The organism is Limibacillus sp. MBR-115, assembly GCF_040549425.1.
Classification (GTDB): Bacteria; Pseudomonadota; Alphaproteobacteria; order Kiloniellales; family CECT-8803; genus Limibacillus; species Limibacillus halophilus.
Genome location: NZ_JBEPTJ010000003.1, coordinates 450,575 through 465,576, shown reverse-complemented (window position 1 = coordinate 465,576; position 15,002 = coordinate 450,575). Strand labels below are relative to the sequence as shown.

The following is a 15,002-nucleotide window of genomic DNA, read 5'->3' as shown; positions in this document are numbered from 1 at the left end:
GTCTCCGAGTTCACAGCGCCATACCGGACAAATATGGCCCTACACAGTGGGACAAAGCCATTAAAGTGATGTCTAAATTTGTAACAAACGATCAAGCGACGGCGGAGCGATCCAGCAGCCGTCGGCAATGATCCCCAATTTCTCGGGCCGTCGCATGGTATCGGGTGTCGCCTTCATCCCAATTCCTGGCGAGTGCGAGAAGGTCGTGGAGGTCGTCTCCGCCATGAAGGGTTGGAGTTAGGCCAAAGCGCCGCGCCGCTCTGTTTTGAACGAAATAGAGACGGAGGGGGTCCAGTGGCCCGTGGAAGCCTCGCCGCCACACTTTAGCAGTATCACTCCGTTGGGTGAGGCGGGATCGAAAGGCGGAGAAGTCAATGGCATCGTATCCGTACTTGAGCCGTAAACGCCGGGCGAGGGCAGCATGGGCTGCTTCATAGCGTCGCCTGTCGTCAGCATGGTGGGCCGCGATAAGTTCAGCTTGCAGGTTCTGTTCGCGCGGCAGGTCTGGCGCGTCCAAACGGCCCAGGCCGGCGTTATTGAGGTAACCTTGCGCAGCGATCCGTGGCCCGCCAATCTCCATCCAGCGGTCGATGTCGGAGGCCATGAAGATACGGTTTGCACCACAACCCATACAGTCGTCGCATAGTTTGGAGCGCTCTTTGCGCCGGTGGAGGTCGTCCAGGCTCTGGTCTAGGAAGTCGGCCGCAATGTTCGTGCCGCGCTCAAAGGTAGCGCAGCACAGGCGCACGGCGCCGTCGACATCCACATCAATGCGCTTGCTTTGCAGATCGCAGCCGCCCTTGAGATCGAGATTTTCCCGGGCGATGGCAAACTGCTCGTCGGGGTGGAGCAACAGATTGGCGACCGTTTCCTGGTCGGCTTGGGCAATCATTCCGTCCCGTGCGGCCAGAAGCTTTTCCAGGGGTAACAGCAGGGCCCATACGGGGTTCAACGTGAAACGCAACCGATCAGCCAACTCTGCCATTTCAAACAGATCCTGGCCGCAGTTATGGCGATAGAGGTGGTAAGCCACGATAATTTTTGTATCGAGGTCATTGGCCTCCCGGATTTCGGCGAGACGCTGCATGTTGGATTTGACAATTTCTATATCGCCGCCGCGGTGGCTCCGCCCGTAGGTCGCTTGCCGAAAACCCGAGAGACTGATGCAGACCTCCGTCGGCTCGGCCAACATCATTTTTTCAAGATGGTTGCCATAGTTGAGGTTGCTGGAAACGCCGACCTGGAATCCGCGCTCCTTGGTGGCGCGGATGAGAAGGTCGATTTTCGGGTGGATCAGGGGCTCCCCCCAACTGTAGAGCGCCACGAAGAGCTGTTCTTTTGGAACCGGCGATTCAAGAGCAAGCTTGTCCAGAATGGCTTCGAAGCGGGCGAGCTGCATGGTGCCGCCAAGGCTACCTAGCTGACGCTGGCCGTCGGGGTAATTGCCCACGGCACAAGCTGGGCAGCGAAGATTACACGTGCCCACGATTTCTATGTTGGCGATATAGGCTGCGTCCAACCCTGCCCCCCATTTTTCCTACCTTGCACCATATGCCTATTACGGCTTTTTTCTGTGGCGCTGACTTATTCTAGCCGATCGGACATTTCCCGACTAGGTTAGCGTGCATCCGGCGTATTTGGATCATTGAGCAAGGATCGAATCATGAGCAGGCCCCGACAGAGAATAAAGACGGCCCTTCTGGCATCAGGCCTGGCCTTGCTGGCCTTTCTTACCGCATCGCCCCTTCGCGCACAGACCGATGAAGCGGCCCAGGTGCGCAATGCGGCCGGACCTGCTTTGATCTGCGATGGTCCGCGCAAGCTGTACGGATACAGCAAGCAACTGCCTGAGGGCTCGCCTATCAGTCCTGGGCGCGATGTGGTCGCTTTCGTGCGCGACGGGAAAGATGCGGTGCTGCGCGTAACGATCAACCGGGAGAACAGTTCGGAATTTCTCGTAGACCGATTGCCGATTGCCGTTGTGACGTCCGGTTCGACGCAACGGGTCGTCGCGATGGACAGCAGCGATCTGATCGGCCAGGTGCAGCTTTATGCCATTGCCTTCGATCGTTCGGAAGTTGCGACCGGTTGGGGCGTGGCGGGGTTTGAAACGCAAAGCGGCGGCGGCTGGTATGTCTGCCGCAAGTCCGCGCCAGCGGAGATTCTTCCCTAAACGCTCGTCGCAGATTGAGTTGCAATGATGCTGAAAGATAAAGGCCCGCCGCAAAACGACGGGCCTTTATTCTCGTAAGCAAAAACGCGCTTACTCCTCCACCCGCAGGTTCTGCGCCGACATTTTACCATTCTTGCCGGCTTCCAGATCGTAGCTAACGACCTGTCCTTCCTTGAGGCCGGTAAGTCCGGCGCGCTCAACTGCGGAGATGTGGACGAATGCATCCTTGGTGTCGTCCTCAGGTGTAATGAAGCCATATCCCTTGGTCGCATTGAACCACTTTACGGTTCCTTTAGTCATTGGGGAATCCCTCCTCGTCATAGCAAAGCCGCCGAGGTTCCCTACCTTGGCGGATGTCAATTCGCCGAGTTCCACGGGGTTAAGCAACTTAGCCAGGCTAGACAAAGCCAAATACGCCGTGCGCTCGGAAACTGAGCGAATATTTAAGCTTGAGTGCTATGTTCTACGCAACGAAAATCACTGTTTTAGACCTCAGCCCTTTCGGCAAGGACAAGGAATTGATGCCAGAATCAAGCAGTAGCGACGTCGCCGCACATTACAGCCATGGAGACCTTGAAGAGGGCTTTCGACGGGCCCTTGCTGAGTTGGGATTCGACGGGCAAAGCCCGTCTCCCGTTGATTTGGCGCCCGTCGATGAGTTTCATATCGGCGGCCTCGATGCGACGTTGAAGCTTGCAGATCGCCTGAACATTCTTGCGGGTCAGCGGTGGCTCGACGTGGGCGCGGGCGTCGGCGGGCCTGCAAGGGCGATTGCGCAGCAAAAGAGCTGCCACATTACCGGGATCGATCTCGTTGGTGATTTCGTCAGGGTGGCCGAGACGTTAAACCGGGTTACGAAACTGACGGATGCGGTGGAAATGCACTGTGGTAGTGCGCTGGACATGCCCTTTCAGGCGGACAGCTTCGACGGTGGTTACATGCTCCACGTGGGGATGAATATTGCCGACAAGGCGGCCTTGTTTCGTGAGGTCGCGCGGGTACTCAAGCCCGGTGCGGCTTTCGGGGTTTACGATGTCATGCGGGTTGGCACGGCGGATATCAGCTACCCGGTTCCCTGGGCCAGCCACGCGCGGATCAGTTTTCTGGCAAAGCCGGAAGAGTATCGTTTGGCCCTGAAGGCCGCCGGTTTGAATGTGGTGGCAGAACACGAACGAACGGCCGAAGCGTTGGCGTTCTTCGAGCGGATGGCAGAGGAATCCAAGGGAAAGCTACCGCGTAGTCTCGGCGCCCATGTTGTGATGGGTAAAACGGCGCCGGAAAAAATCGGGAACTTACGCGCTGGTCTTTCTGGGGGTGCCGTAACGCCGGTAGAGATCATCACGCGAAAAGCGATGTGATACGAGGACGGACGCAATCCTGGGTGGCGGGAATTAAGCCGCGCTCAGCAGGAATTCAGCGCAGCATGGCGCGCCCTGATTGAGGTTAGTACTGGAAGTAGAGCACATCTTCGATCCAATCCCAGCCGCCCGGGACTGCAACGGTATACATAATCAAGGCGGAGACGACCCCGATTATGACGTAAACAATGCCGTTACCTTTTTCCATCTGCCTACTCCCTGCGTTGCCCGCGGCATCCTAGGAGACTCTATTGTTAAAATCATTAAAAAAGTCGCTAGGGTTAACTGACCAGGTGAATTCCGGTGGCGCTCCAGATCACGCCCCAGATTATGAGGAGCCACCCCGTCGTTTTTGTCACCCAATGTCCCGGAGGCGTAAGTTTCTCGACGAGTACGAACAGCGCCAATCCGCCAATCCAGGCGATGTTCATCACGCCGCCATAGAATAGAAGCAGCATCAGGAACCAGCAGCAGCCCAGACAGAATAGGCCGTGCTGGCACCCCATCTTGAGGGCTGCCGGTAGACCGGGGCGATACCGCAGGATCAGGAATTTCACCGGACTTTGGCAATGGCGCAGACACTGCTGCTTGATGGGCGTGAGTTGCCAAAGTCCTGCGGCGATCAAAAGCGCGCCGCTTAGAAGGGGCGCGTTGTCCGCCAGCATCATGCTGGGGTACCCGGCACGTTGCAGCGCCCATTGGAGAAACACTGCCCCCAAACTGAATCCGCACCACACGATAAGATAGCCGGACGTAAAAAGGACCAACGCCAGGTTTCTCGCGCCAAACTTGGTTTGCTTGCGACCGATCGCAGCGAACGTCAGGATCATGGGCGCTGCGCTCGGCAGCATCATGGCGACCATCATGACGCACCACATTAGCAGCATCGCCAGGAAGTAGCCTGGGCTCCAGAGCTTATCCGCAGGGGTCATCGAGATACCCGCGCCGGTCAGCAAATAGGCCCAGGATCCCAGTGTCACAAGGACAAGCGCACCCCCAACGATCCAACGGTCATGCTTGAGGATCGCGACCATTCCGGTCATGCAGTGCTCGACCTGTGCTGGATCGGTGGCAGAAGCCTATCCGTGCCGTGGGCCGGCGGGCGTCCAATCGAGTTGCGTGAAATGGGCATGGCTTGAATTCCAAAGCAGTTCGATGGGGCCGCTCAATGTCTTCGCGCTCCCGCTGGCGTACTCCGCAACATCGTACTCGAACCCGTGTGGCAGGTTTACACGGGCCCGGTGTGGCAGGCCGGTTACCGGATTACGGATCGGTTCCCCTGACGCCTCGACAATGCCAGGAATTCGAACACTTCCGGTTCGTTCACCAATATCGGCGGTAAACGTGATCGGCTTCGTCAGTGTCTCATGGTACTTATCGATTACATTGGAAAAAACATTGAAGACAGTGGCGCCGGGCTCAGTATCCTCGCCGCGGTAGATTTTCTCGATCGCAGCTCTTTGGTCGGGGCTCGCGGATTCCTCGACGATAAGCTGGCCTTGTCCTTGGCCCATGTGAATCGGTCCGGGCCAGGAGAAAAGGCAAGCAAAGGTCACGCCGTCCAACGAGACATCACCGAAGTGGCCTTTTTCGATCCGAATGGTAACGACGGCTCGACAGTCGCCGTGGGTCGGCAAAGCATTGAACTGACAGGGACAGCCCCAATCGCAGTTGCACGTTGCCATTTCAACGGCCTTTAAAGCCCAATCTGTACTCGACATGGTGAGCTCCCTTGCAGTGCGACAAACGTACCGCCTCTCGGTCTCACGGTCGGTCACCCTCTTGCTTGGGGTTGGCAAGCGGCGAGCCTCGCACGATATTCAAAAAAATGCAATAATATGACAATAAACGACCCTGGAGAGAAATATTGAGTTGTCGGAGCGTGGGGGAGGCGCCGTCAGAGGAGTGGGAGATGATCGATTGGTATATCGAGGGCTTGGAGTTCGGAAACTGCAATTGCGATTGGGGTTGCCCCTGTCAGTTTGAGGCCTTGCCGAACGAAGGCCATTGTCGTGGTTTCGAAGCGCTGCAAGTCAACAAGGGGCATTATGGCGATGTAGAGTTGGATGGACTGCGTGTGGTCATGCTCTACGCTTGGCCCGGTCCGATCTTCGAAGGCAACGGGACCCTTCAAGCCATCATTGACGAGCGCGCTAATGCACAACAGCGCCATGCTTTGCAGACCGTACTTTATGGTGGTGAAACCGAGGAAGCAGCAACGCACTGGTGGGTATTTCACGCAATGTCCAGCCACATCCATGAACCGCTGTTCAAAGCGATAGAGTTGGAGATCGATATCGATGCTCGCCGCGCCAAAGTCTCCGTCGAGGGGGTGATCACATCGGTTGGACAACCGATAGTCTCTCCGGCGACCGGCGATGAACACAGGGTGCGCATTGATATACCCAACGGGATCGAGTTCGAATTGGCGGAGATCGGGAGTGCATCCACCAAGGCCACCGGCGCGATCAAGCTAGATTTGAACAACAGCTACGGTCAGTTCAACGTGCTGCGTCATTCGGGAAGTGGTGTGGTGCACTGACCGGAACAGTGGGTCAAAAGGAAGGTGACGGTCATTAAGGTTCCCAACCGTCCGGCGCCATTTCAAAGCCTGCAAACTCAAAGGCGGGTGCGACCGTGCAGCCGACCAGAGTCCAGTCCCCTAGCGAGTGAGCCGCCTGCCAGCAACCCAAAGGCACTACGGCGTTGAGTTGCTCGCCGTTTTGGACGTCCTTGCCCAGTATCACGACCCGCCGCCCCGCGGCCTCATCCGCAAGGGATAGCTGCAAGGGCGCGCCGTCATAGTGGTGCCAGATCTCCGTGGCATCGGTGACCCGATGCCAAGCGGATCGTTCTCCAGCGGCCAGCAGATAGTAAATCTGGGTTATGGTACCGCGACGTCCGTCGGCGGCGGTGTCTCGAAAAGTTTCAACAAACCAGCCGCCTTCCGGGTGCGGGCATAGTTTCAAAGCCTCGATAATTTCAGCGGCGCGTCCCTGTGGTCGACCGTTGCTTTGAGACTCAGCAACCATCAGGCCACGCCGAGGTCCCGGCGAAGCAGCTTGGCGCCTGCGCCCAAGGCCTCTAGTTTCCCCTCGGCTACGTGGCGGGGCAGCGGTGCCATGCCACAGTTGGTGCAGGGGAAGATACGTTCAGGCTCCGCGTAGGCCATTGCCTGGCGCAAGGTTTGCGCGACCTGCTCGGGTGTTTCCACATCCAGTGACGCCACATCTATGGCGCCGACAAGCAGCTCCTTTTGATCCAGCAATGCCAGAAGGGACAAGGGCACTTTTGAATTGGCGCATTCCAGGGAAACCTGCTGGACTTTGCTTCGGTTGAGTGCCGGGAAGATTTCTTCGTACTGGCGCCACTCGCTGCCCAGGGTCTTCTTCCAATCGATGTTGGCCTTGATGCCGTAGCCGTAGCAGATGTGGACGGCCGTCTTGCAGGAGAGACCCTCTATGGCCCGCTCCAGGGCGACCACGCCCCAATCCTGGACATCCTTCATGAAGACGTTGAAGGCCGGTTCGTCGAACTGAATGACATCGACACCAAGGGCCTCGAGTTCGCGGGCTTCCTCGTTGAGAATTTCCGCGAAGGCCATGGCCATGTCCGCGCGACGGCCGTAGTGACCGTCCGCGATCGTGTCACAGATCGTCATGGGTCCAGGCAGGGTGAACTTCAGCTCGTTTTTGGTATGGCTGCGTACAAACGCGGCCTGGGCGCCATGAACGGAGCCTTTGCGCTTAACCGGTGCCGTGACCGTCGGCACATCGACTTCGTAGCGATTGTCGCGGATTCCCATCTTTGTCTTCTTATCCCAATCGATGCCTTCGACTTGCTGCAAGAAGCCATGGACAAAATGGATGCGGAACTGCTCGCCCTCGGTCACGATATCGATGCCGCAATCTTCCTGATGCTTTACCCAGGTCAGGGCCGCGTCGCGTTGCGCCTGGACAAGCGCTTCGCCTTCATACTGCCAGGCGGCCCATAGCTTTTCAGGTTCTGCCAGCCAATGCGGCTTTGGCAGGCTTCCCGCAATCGTCGTGCGCAGCATTTCGGTTGCTCCCTGTCGTTTGGTGGTTGCTCAAGCCAAAGGGATCAGGCAATGAGGTTGCCAGGATAGGCGGCACCGGCGATATCGCGCAACCGGATGGGAGTTCTAGAGCGATGCGTATGCTACTGCTTTCGGTTATGGCGCTTATCGTCAGCTTCGCGCTTTTGTTGGCGGGCAATAGTCTACAGTTCGTTGTTCTGGGCCTGCGGGCGGATTTGGAAGGATTCTCGCTGCCGACCATCGGTTGGATTTCTGCAGCCTATTTTGCCGGTTTCGGTCTCGGTGCGCTGCTGGCGCCGCGCGTGGTTTGGATCGCAGGCCATATCCGCACCTTCGCCGCCTTCGGGTCCATTGTTTCGGGCATTGCGCTTGCCCACGCCTTGATCGTTGATCCTTATGCCTGGGCTTTGATGCGCTTCGTCACCGGCTTTTGCTTCGCGGGGCTCTACATCGTCGTGGAAAGCTGGTTGAACGCCAGGGCAGACAACCGTTACCGGGGACGCTTGTTATCGCTTTACGGCAGCGCCGCCTTTGTCGGCTATATCGTTGGGCCGATCATCTCGGGACTCGCGCCGGCCTCGGGCTTCGACCTCTTCGTGATCGCTTCGATCATGTTTTCCTTCGCGCTGGTGCCGATCACGCTGACGCGCGCCAGCGCTCCTGTCGTCGAGGAGCCAACAAAGGCGAACAGCTTCGGGTTGATTTGGTTGTTTCGCGAGACGCCGTTGGGCGTGATTGGCATCGGTGTCATCAGTGCGGGGCAGGGTGCTTTTTTGGGTCTGGGTTCGACTTTTGGCGCGCGTATGGGCTTGGATGCGGAAAGCATTGCGGGGTTCATGTCGGTCGCCATGTTTTGCGGGCTGCTTTTTCAGTTTCCCATCGGTTGGCTATCTGATCGCTTCGACCGGCGAGCCGTCATCCTTTCGGTTGCTCTTTTCGGCGCCCTAGGGAGTGGATTGGTCTGGTTTCTTTTGGAACCGGGAGATGTCGCCTGGCCGCTTCTCTTGCTGACGGCGGCGGTTATCGGGACGAGCATTTTTCCGCTTTACGCCGTCATGCTGGCCTATACGAATGACCGTCTTCCCAAGACATCGCTTGTCGGTGTCGCCGCGGCGCTATCGCTGACCTACAGCTTTGGCTCGGTGATCGGTACGCCGCTTGCTTCCTTCTTCATGGAAGCGGCCGGGCCGTCGGGATTTGCCCTTTTTCTGTCGCTCATCCTCTGGGGGTTGGCTGGTTTTACGATCTTCCGCATGATCTGGCGCAAGGCCCCTGTGACCCAGGACGATTGGTCGCTGGCGACGGTCGCGGCGAGCCCGGGCACCATTCCGCTGGATCCCGCCGCCGCTGGCGACCAAGACCGCGCCGCGCCGGTGCAAGACAACTAACTTGCGGAAGAATAGCAAGATTCAGGACGACAGATTTCAATAGGCATGGCAGGCCTTCCCGATCTGCATTCTGTAGGTGTGAGAGGCAACTGATATCATCGAACAATGACGGAAAGATCATCGGCATCATCCATACTGTTGGCGACCGGCGGCCTCATTACCCTGGCAACGGCGATGGGCATCGGGCGTTTCGTCTACACACCCATCCTGCCCTTCATGCAGGAGGCGTTGGATCTGACGCCGCCCCAAGCCGGCCTCATCGCTTCCGCTAATTTTCTTGGATACTTGTTGGGCGCACTGGCCGCATCGAAGTCACACCTTCCAGGCGATCGTCGCCTCTGGTTCCTATCCGCATTGGGCGTTAGCGCGGCAACGACTGCAGCTATGGGGTTGGTCGATGAGATGGCCCCGTTCCTGTTGTTGCGGTTCGTGAGCGGCGTGGCGAGTGCTTTTGCCTTGATCTTCTCGGCGGCCTATATCCTCGAGGCGCTGACCCAGGCTGGTCGCGGTAAGCTCTCAGCCTTGTTCTTCGCGGGTGTCGGCGTCGGCATCGTTGTCTCGTCGCTGCTGGTTAGTGCTTTGGCGGCGTTTGGCGGCAGTTGGAGCAGCCTTTGGTTGGCCAGCGGGCTTTTGTCATTCGTTGCGCTGATAGCGGTGATTCGCCTTGTGCCCGCTCGAAAGACCGTTCAAGCGGCCGCTCCCCCAGTCCGGCGTGAAGGCAAGCGGGACACGCGCTTGATCGCCCTTATCATCGCTTACGGGCTTTTCGGGTTCGGTTACGTCATCACCGCCACTTTCATCTCGACCATGGTGCGCAGCGATCCACTGTTGCAGCCCATCGAGCCCTACGTCTGGCTGACGGTCGGCGTGGCCGCGGCCCCTTCGGTGGCTTTCTGGGGATGGATGGGACGCCGGATTGGGAATGATCGCAGCTTTGTCGTGGCTTGTCTCGTCCAGGCCTTTGGTGTGGCTCTCAGCGTCCTCTCGACCGACCTCGTGGCGGTGTTGCTGGCGGCGGCCCTGCTGGGTGGAACCTTCATGGGCCTGACTGCTTTGGGCCTGATGCACGCGCGCTCGCTGTCGCAAGGAGACCCGCGCCGTAGCCTGGGCTTGATGACGGCGGCCTTCGGACTGGGCCAAGTGATCGGGCCGGGGTTCGCGGGCTACACCCACGACCTGACCGGCTCCTTCACCGCACCCTCCCTGGTCGCGGCAGGTCTGCTGGTCGTCGCGGCCGGCCTCGGGTTGAAAGCGCGGGCCTGAGCGCTTCAGTCGTCCCTGGTCGTGCCCGCGCCTAGTTTGCGCGCGAACTGTCGGCCGGTGGCGGAAAGCTCGGTGATAACGTCGGTGGCCCCCAGCGCCCTCAATTCAGCGGCGTGTCGTTCGTCGTAAGCACGGGCCAGAATCGGCATTTCCGGAAAAATGTAGTGAATCAAGGCAACCAACTGGCTGGTGTGCTCGGGGTCGCTGATGCAGATCGCCACCGCGCGGGCCGCGCCGAGGTGCAGGGCCTCCAGGACTTCCGGGCGGGTTGCGTCACCGAAGTAAACGCGGAAACCCTCTCGCCGGGCCAGGTCGACCTCCTGACCGCTGATATCGACGGCGATGTAGGGCAGGTTATCTTGGGTAAGATTGCCGGCCAGAGTCCGACCCAGGCGTCCAAACCCCGCGATCACTACGTGGTCCTCCGGTGTTTCCTTATTTTCTCCCTCGGACTCCGGCAGCGCGGCTCTGGGATGATCTATGCGGCGTTGCAGGGTCCGTCCGGCTTTAGCCAGTAGGGGCGTTGCGATCATACTGATAGCCACCGCGACGATGAAAAGCTGGGCGTTCTCCGCGCCGACCAATCCATGCCCGGCGCCGACCCCGATCAGGACAAAGGAGAATTCACCGCCCTGGGCAAGCAGAAGCGACAGCCGCAGTGCCTCTCCAGGCATCTGACGGGCGCTGCTTGCGATGACAAAGAGGATTACACCTTTGATCGCGAGTAATCCGATAGCCAAGCCCAAAACCTTGTCCGCCTCGGCGAAGGCATAGGAGAGGTCCAAGGACATACCCACGGACAAGAAGAAAAGCCCCAACAACAGGACACGGAAAGGCAAGATATCGGCAGCCACCTGGTGGCGATAACTGGTCTCGGCAAGCAGCATACCCGCGATGAAGGCTCCCAGGCCCATGGACAGGCCGACGGCTTCGCTGACCCAGGCGAAGAGAATGACGATCAAGAGGGTCAGGGCGGTAAAGATTTCCGGCAAGGCCAAGGCGGCAACGCGGGAAAACAGGAACTGTGTCAGCCGTGGCGCAAGGAATAGGAACAGCACCAGTGCCAGCGCCACGCGCCCGGCGATCAATGCCAGCCCCTCCCAGCCGACGTCGCTCGTTTGCCCAAGGATTCCGACCGCCACAAGGAGAACGGCGACGACGACGTCCTGGGTCAATAGAACCGCCAGGGCATTGCGGCCGACGCGGGTTGCGATCTCGCGGCTATCCGACAGCATCCGCAAAACGAGTGCGGTGGAAGACAGGGCGAGCGCGGCGGCGAGGACGAAAGCTTCCGCCGGATTGAAACCTGCCAGCCAGAGTAGGGCCAGGATCACCACTATGGTTGCCACGACCTGAGCCAGGCCGAGCCCCAACATCTGATTGCGCAGGGTTCGCAGACGCTGCAGGGGTAATTCCAGGCCAACGGAGAACAGCAGGAACACTACGCCCAGCTCGGCCAGTAAATCGATGGTCTCGTTGCGGGCGACAAGACCCAGCGCGCCCGGGCCCACAACGACGCCTGCCAGGAGATAGCCCAGAACCACACTTACCTTGAGACGTTGGAAGAGCGCTGCAGCGGTTATGGCTGCCAGCAGAATGACCGTTACGTCAACTAGTAAGTCTGGTTCGTGCATGCTGCTCCTTCCACGAAGGCCAGGATGGGCAGAGGCTTAGAAAAGCGTCTGCAGATCAGCATGATACCCGAAGAGTGCGGGCGTGCCTCCAGTATGAATGAAAATTATTTTACACCCGGCCTGCGCTGCTGCCGCGCGATCCAGGCAGGCGGCCATCGGTTTGGCTGTATAGACCGGATCGAGCAGCAAACCTTCGCTGCGCGCCGTGGCGAGCAATGCGGCCTTTGAAGCGGCGTTCAGCCTGCCGTAGCCCGGTGCAAGATAACTGTCGTCGAGCAGCAGGTCATGGTTCCGGACGGGGTTGTCCATCTGCAGCAGATCAGCGATTTCCTGACAACGCGCTACGATCCGCTGTCTTTGGGCGGTCGCGTCCCGCCGGACGCAGATTCCGGTCACGACGATATCCAACTCCAGGGCTCTGATGCCGAACAGAAGCCCGGCGTGGGTAGCGCCGCTGCCCGATGCGACGATGATCTCCTGTGGCGTAAGGTCTTGATCTGCAAGCTGTGCCGCTAGTTCAGCCGCCGCCGCTACATAACCCAGTGCGCCAAAGGGCGGGTGCCCCGGAGACAGCGGCACGATGTAGGGTCGCTTCCCGGCTGCCCGAAGGTCGGATGCGATCTCGCCGAGGCGGCGGTCGGCGCCGCCTTCATCTTCGCCGCTCGCATAGCTGTAAATTTGGGCGCCCAGCAGGCGGTCCAACAAGACGTTGCCGGACTGACGATAGAATTCATCGTCCCTGGGCACACGCTCTTCAAGTTGTATGTGACACTCCAGGCCCATCTTCGCCGCCGCGGCAGCGCAGGAGCGTACGAAATTGGATTGCACGGCCCCGGTAATCAGTACGCTGTCGGCCTCAGCTTTTCTGGCCTGACCGAGATAATACTCCAGCTGACGGACTTTATTGCCGCCGAATGCCAAGCCGGTGCAGTCATCACGCTTTACCCAGATTTCTGCGCCACCGGTTTCATTGCTGAGACGATCCAGCCGCTCCAAGGGAGTAGGCAATTGCCCAAGGCGGACGCGAGGCAGTCGTTCCAGTCGATCTATCAGGGTCGCGCGTTTCTTAGTGCCCATATTGTGGCTAACCTTTTGTAAGTGACCCCAGGATTCCTCTAAGAAGTTGCCGGCCGATTTGCGAACCGATCGTACGCACCACAGATTTTGCAAAAGCCTCGCCGATCCCTTGGCGGTTTGATCTTCGAGAGGGCGCGCGCTTGCTCTCGCGTTCGAGTTTTTGCTGTTCCTTAGCCCGTTGTTCTGCCTCGCGCTCCGATGCCTCGGTAGCTGCTTTCTCGGCCGCTCGGCGAGTCAAAATTTCGTGTGCGGACTCACGGTCTATGGCGGTGTCGTAAACCCCGGCCACCGGACTGCGCGCGATCACTTCCTGGCGCTCCGCCGGGCTGGCAGGACCAAGCCTGGATGACGGCGGGCGAATCAAGGTTCGTTGGACGATACTGGGAACGCCCTTGCGATCTAGCGTCGAGGTCAAAGCTTCGCCAACCCCAAGTTCGGTGATGGCCGTTTCGGCATCGAAGGCAGGGTTTTGCCGGAACGTCTGGGCGGCCGACCGAACAGCCTTCGCGTCACGGGGCGTGAAGGCGCGCAGTGCGTGCTGCACCCGGTTGCCTAGCTGGCCAAGGACCTCCTCGGGAACATCAAGCGGGTTCTGGGTAACGAAATAGACGCCGACTCCCTTCGATCGAATGAGCCGCACAACCTGTGCGACACGGTCCAACAAAGCCTTGGGAGCGTCGCTAAACAGCAGGTGTGCTTCATCGAAGAAGAAGACCAATCGGGGCTTTTCCGGGTCCCCTACCTCCGGCAACTCCTCGAAAAGCTCGGAGATCAGCCATAACAGCATGGTTGCGTACACCTTTGGCGAGGTCACCAGCTTATCGGCAGCCAGAATGTTTATGAAGCCCCGCCCTTCGTAGGTGGTGCGCATGAAGTCGGCCAGCTTGAGCGCGGGCTCGCCGAAGAACCGATCGCCGCCCTGGGTCTTCAACGTCAAAAGGCGGCGCTGGATAGCGCCTACCGAGGCGGCGGTCACATGGCCGTACTCAACAGAAATCTGGGAGGCGTTCTCCGCCACGAAAGTCAGCATCGAGCGCAGATCGTTGAGGTCCAACAGCAGGAGTCCCTGGCGGTCGGCAACCGCGAATGCGACGTTCAGGACGCCTTCCTGGGTGTCGTTCAACTCCAACAATCGCGAGAGAAGCAAGGGCCCCATTTCGGAAATCGTCGCGCGAATAGGGTGCCCCTGTTCGCCGAAGATGTCCCAAAATACCGTTGGGTAGGGCTTGAAGCCGTAGCCTTCCAAGCCAATGGTCTCGGCCCGTTTGAAAAGAAAATCCTTCGGCGCGCCTGGTTGACTAATTCCCGAGAGGTCGCCCTTCACATCGGACAGGAAGACCGGGACGCCCCGATCCGAAAAACCTTCCGCTAGAATCTGCAGGGACACGGTTTTGCCCGTCCCTGTCGCGCCGGCGATCAAGCCGTGCCGATTAGCCCGGGCAAGGTCGAGAAACTGTGCTGTCTCGCCCTTGCCGATGAAGATTCCAAGGTCGTCGGTCATTCGGTCATCCCGTCCTAATGTGAACTTGAGCGATCCACCAAAGGCTCAGGCGGCATTCAGTTGCGATGTGCAATGACCGCAACGTGTCGCCTTGACGGGAATGGTCGAAAGGCAGTGCGGGCAATCCTTTGTCGTTGGCTCGGCGGCGGGAGCCTCTTCTTCTTTGCGCTTGAGTTGGTTGATCGCGCGAATCAGCAAGAAGATAGCGAAGGCTACGATAACGAAATTGATGACCGTGTTGATGAAGACGCCGATGTTCAACGTCGCCGCACCGGCTTCCTGCGCGGCGGCCAATGAGTCAAAGTCGCCGCCCGACAGGTTGATAAAAATGTTGGAGAAATCCACGCCGCCCAACAAAACACCGATCGGGGGCATGATCACGTCAGCCACGAGTGATTTGACGATACCCCCGAATGCCGCACCGATAATGATACCAACGGCCATGTCGACGACATTGCCGCGCATGGCAAATTCTTTGAACTCTTTGAGCATGTTCTTCCTCTCCCTTTTCCAACGCCGCCCTTCATACTAGAGAGCCAAGTTGAGGAAAG

General features: G+C 58.9%; 16 protein-coding genes. 5 read left to right on the top strand and 11 right to left on the bottom strand.

The annotated features are described in order from the left end of the window. Positions 1-91: 91 nt before the first annotated feature. On the bottom strand, positions 92-1,519 hold the full coding sequence (locus tag ABIE63_RS09030) for a radical SAM protein (RefSeq protein WP_354504114.1): 1,428 nt from the start codon (positions 1,517-1,519) through the stop codon (positions 92-94). A 144-nt stretch (positions 1,520-1,663) separates the two neighbouring features. Between ABIE63_RS09030 and ABIE63_RS09025 the strand changes: the two genes are divergently transcribed. Further along, a complete protein-coding gene (locus tag ABIE63_RS09025) occupies positions 1,664-2,173 on the top strand; it encodes a hypothetical protein (protein WP_354504113.1) in 510 nt (169 codons plus the stop codon). A 90-nt stretch (positions 2,174-2,263) separates the two neighbouring features. Here ABIE63_RS09025 and ABIE63_RS09020 read toward each other — a convergent pair whose 3' ends face one another. Further along, a complete protein-coding gene (locus tag ABIE63_RS09020; protein WP_183416017.1) occupies positions 2,264-2,473 on the bottom strand; it encodes a cold-shock protein in 210 nt (69 codons plus the stop codon). Between the two features lie 221 nt (positions 2,474-2,694). Here ABIE63_RS09020 and ABIE63_RS09015 point away from each other — a divergent pair, with 221 nt between their 5' ends. Beyond that, on the top strand, positions 2,695-3,531 hold the full coding sequence (locus ABIE63_RS09015) for a class I SAM-dependent methyltransferase (protein WP_354504112.1): 837 nt from the start codon (positions 2,695-2,697) through the stop codon (positions 3,529-3,531). Positions 3,532-3,616: 85 nt separating this feature from the next. Here the strand turns inward: ABIE63_RS09015 and ABIE63_RS09010 are convergent, their stop codons facing one another. From ABIE63_RS09010 to ABIE63_RS09000, 3 genes are all read right to left on the bottom strand, one after another. Continuing rightward, positions 3,617-3,739: a hypothetical protein gene (locus ABIE63_RS09010; protein WP_281369925.1), complete on the bottom strand. Its 123-nt coding sequence runs from the start codon at positions 3,737-3,739 to the stop codon at positions 3,617-3,619. Between the two features lie 73 nt (positions 3,740-3,812). Continuing rightward, on the bottom strand, positions 3,813-4,574 hold the full coding sequence (locus ABIE63_RS09005) for a DUF2182 domain-containing protein (RefSeq protein ID WP_354504110.1): 762 nt from the start codon (positions 4,572-4,574) through the stop codon (positions 3,813-3,815). A gap of 36 nt (positions 4,575-4,610) precedes the next feature. Next, complete coding sequence (locus ABIE63_RS09000; protein WP_354504108.1) at positions 4,611-5,252, bottom strand: DUF1326 domain-containing protein; 642 nt, start codon at positions 5,250-5,252, stop codon at positions 4,611-4,613. Between the two features lie 191 nt (positions 5,253-5,443). Between ABIE63_RS09000 and ABIE63_RS08995 the strand changes: the two genes are divergently transcribed. After that, the gene (locus tag ABIE63_RS08995; protein WP_354504106.1) at positions 5,444-6,073 is read left to right on the top strand and encodes a DUF1326 domain-containing protein; all 630 of its coding nucleotides are present in this window, start codon (positions 5,444-5,446) and stop codon (positions 6,071-6,073) included. Positions 6,074-6,107: 34 nt separating this feature from the next. Here ABIE63_RS08995 and ABIE63_RS08990 read toward each other — a convergent pair whose 3' ends face one another. Together ABIE63_RS08990 and ABIE63_RS08985 are read right to left on the bottom strand one after the other, a co-directional pair. After that, a complete protein-coding gene (locus tag ABIE63_RS08990; protein ID WP_354504104.1) occupies positions 6,108-6,563 on the bottom strand; it encodes a cupin domain-containing protein in 456 nt (151 codons plus the stop codon). Next, entirely contained in the window at positions 6,563-7,588 is a 1,026-nt protein-coding gene (locus tag ABIE63_RS08985) for a methionine synthase (protein ID WP_354504103.1), read from the bottom strand. The genes ABIE63_RS08990 and ABIE63_RS08985 overlap by 1 nt, the downstream gene beginning before the upstream one ends. A 113-nt stretch (positions 7,589-7,701) precedes the next feature. On the opposite strand from ABIE63_RS08985, the gene ABIE63_RS08980 reads away from it, so the two are divergent. Then, a complete protein-coding gene (locus tag ABIE63_RS08980) occupies positions 7,702-8,976 on the top strand; it encodes an MFS transporter (RefSeq protein WP_354504102.1) in 1,275 nt (424 codons plus the stop codon). A gap of 105 nt (positions 8,977-9,081) precedes the next feature. Further along, complete coding sequence (locus ABIE63_RS08975; RefSeq protein WP_354504100.1) at positions 9,082-10,239, top strand: YbfB/YjiJ family MFS transporter; 1,158 nt, start codon at positions 9,082-9,084, stop codon at positions 10,237-10,239. Between the two features lie 5 nt (positions 10,240-10,244). Here the strand turns inward: ABIE63_RS08975 and ABIE63_RS08970 are convergent, their stop codons facing one another. Genes ABIE63_RS08970 through mscL form a run of 4 tightly spaced genes read right to left on the bottom strand, consistent with a single transcriptional unit; the run spans position 10,245 to position 14,943 of the window. Next, positions 10,245-11,873: a cation:proton antiporter gene (locus ABIE63_RS08970; protein ID WP_354504099.1), complete on the bottom strand. Its 1,629-nt coding sequence runs from the start codon at positions 11,871-11,873 to the stop codon at positions 10,245-10,247. Positions 11,874-11,909: 36 nt separating this feature from the next. After that, a complete protein-coding gene (locus tag ABIE63_RS08965) occupies positions 11,910-12,950 on the bottom strand; it encodes a D-cysteine desulfhydrase family protein (protein ID WP_354504098.1) in 1,041 nt (346 codons plus the stop codon). A 7-nt stretch (positions 12,951-12,957) separates the two neighbouring features. After that, positions 12,958-14,451, bottom strand: a complete 1,494-nt coding sequence (locus ABIE63_RS08960) for a helicase HerA-like domain-containing protein (RefSeq protein ID WP_354504096.1) — start codon at positions 14,449-14,451, stop codon at positions 12,958-12,960. Between the two features lie 45 nt (positions 14,452-14,496). After that, the gene (gene mscL, locus ABIE63_RS08955) at positions 14,497-14,943 is read right to left on the bottom strand and encodes a large conductance mechanosensitive channel protein MscL (protein ID WP_183416005.1); all 447 of its coding nucleotides are present in this window, start codon (positions 14,941-14,943) and stop codon (positions 14,497-14,499) included. Positions 14,944-15,002: the final 59 nt, after the last annotated feature.

Excerpts from the sequence above, each read along its gene's own strand:
- ABIE63_RS09025 (WP_354504113.1), top strand. The coding sequence starts at position 1,664 with ATGAGCAGGCCCCGACAGAGAATAAAGACGGCCCTTCTGGCATCAGGC.
- ABIE63_RS09020 (WP_183416017.1), bottom strand. The coding sequence starts at position 2,473 with ATGACTAAAGGAACCGTAAAGTGGTTCAATGCGACCAAGGGATATGGC.
- ABIE63_RS09015 (WP_354504112.1), top strand. The coding sequence starts at position 2,695 with ATGCCAGAATCAAGCAGTAGCGACGTCGCCGCACATTACAGCCATGGA.
- ABIE63_RS09010 (WP_281369925.1), bottom strand. The coding sequence starts at position 3,739 with ATGGAAAAAGGTAACGGCATTGTTTACGTCATAATCGGGGTCGTCTCC.
- ABIE63_RS09005 (WP_354504110.1), bottom strand. The coding sequence starts at position 4,574 with ATGACCGGAATGGTCGCGATCCTCAAGCATGACCGTTGGATCGTTGGG.
- ABIE63_RS09000 (WP_354504108.1), bottom strand. The coding sequence starts at position 5,252 with ATGTCGAGTACAGATTGGGCTTTAAAGGCCGTTGAAATGGCAACGTGC.
- ABIE63_RS08995 (WP_354504106.1), top strand. The coding sequence starts at position 5,444 with ATGATCGATTGGTATATCGAGGGCTTGGAGTTCGGAAACTGCAATTGC.
- ABIE63_RS08990 (WP_354504104.1), bottom strand. The coding sequence starts at position 6,563 with ATGGTTGCTGAGTCTCAAAGCAACGGTCGACCACAGGGACGCGCCGCT.
- ABIE63_RS08985 (WP_354504103.1), bottom strand. The coding sequence starts at position 7,588 with ATGCTGCGCACGACGATTGCGGGAAGCCTGCCAAAGCCGCATTGGCTG.
- ABIE63_RS08980 (WP_354504102.1), top strand. The coding sequence starts at position 7,702 with ATGCGTATGCTACTGCTTTCGGTTATGGCGCTTATCGTCAGCTTCGCG.
- ABIE63_RS08975 (WP_354504100.1), top strand. The coding sequence starts at position 9,082 with ATGACGGAAAGATCATCGGCATCATCCATACTGTTGGCGACCGGCGGC.
- ABIE63_RS08970 (WP_354504099.1), bottom strand. The coding sequence starts at position 11,873 with ATGCACGAACCAGACTTACTAGTTGACGTAACGGTCATTCTGCTGGCA.
- ABIE63_RS08965 (WP_354504098.1), bottom strand. The coding sequence starts at position 12,950 with ATGGGCACTAAGAAACGCGCGACCCTGATAGATCGACTGGAACGACTG.
- ABIE63_RS08960 (WP_354504096.1), bottom strand. The coding sequence starts at position 14,451 with ATGACCGACGACCTTGGAATCTTCATCGGCAAGGGCGAGACAGCACAG.
- mscL (WP_183416005.1), bottom strand. The coding sequence starts at position 14,943 with ATGCTCAAAGAGTTCAAAGAATTTGCCATGCGCGGCAATGTCGTCGAC.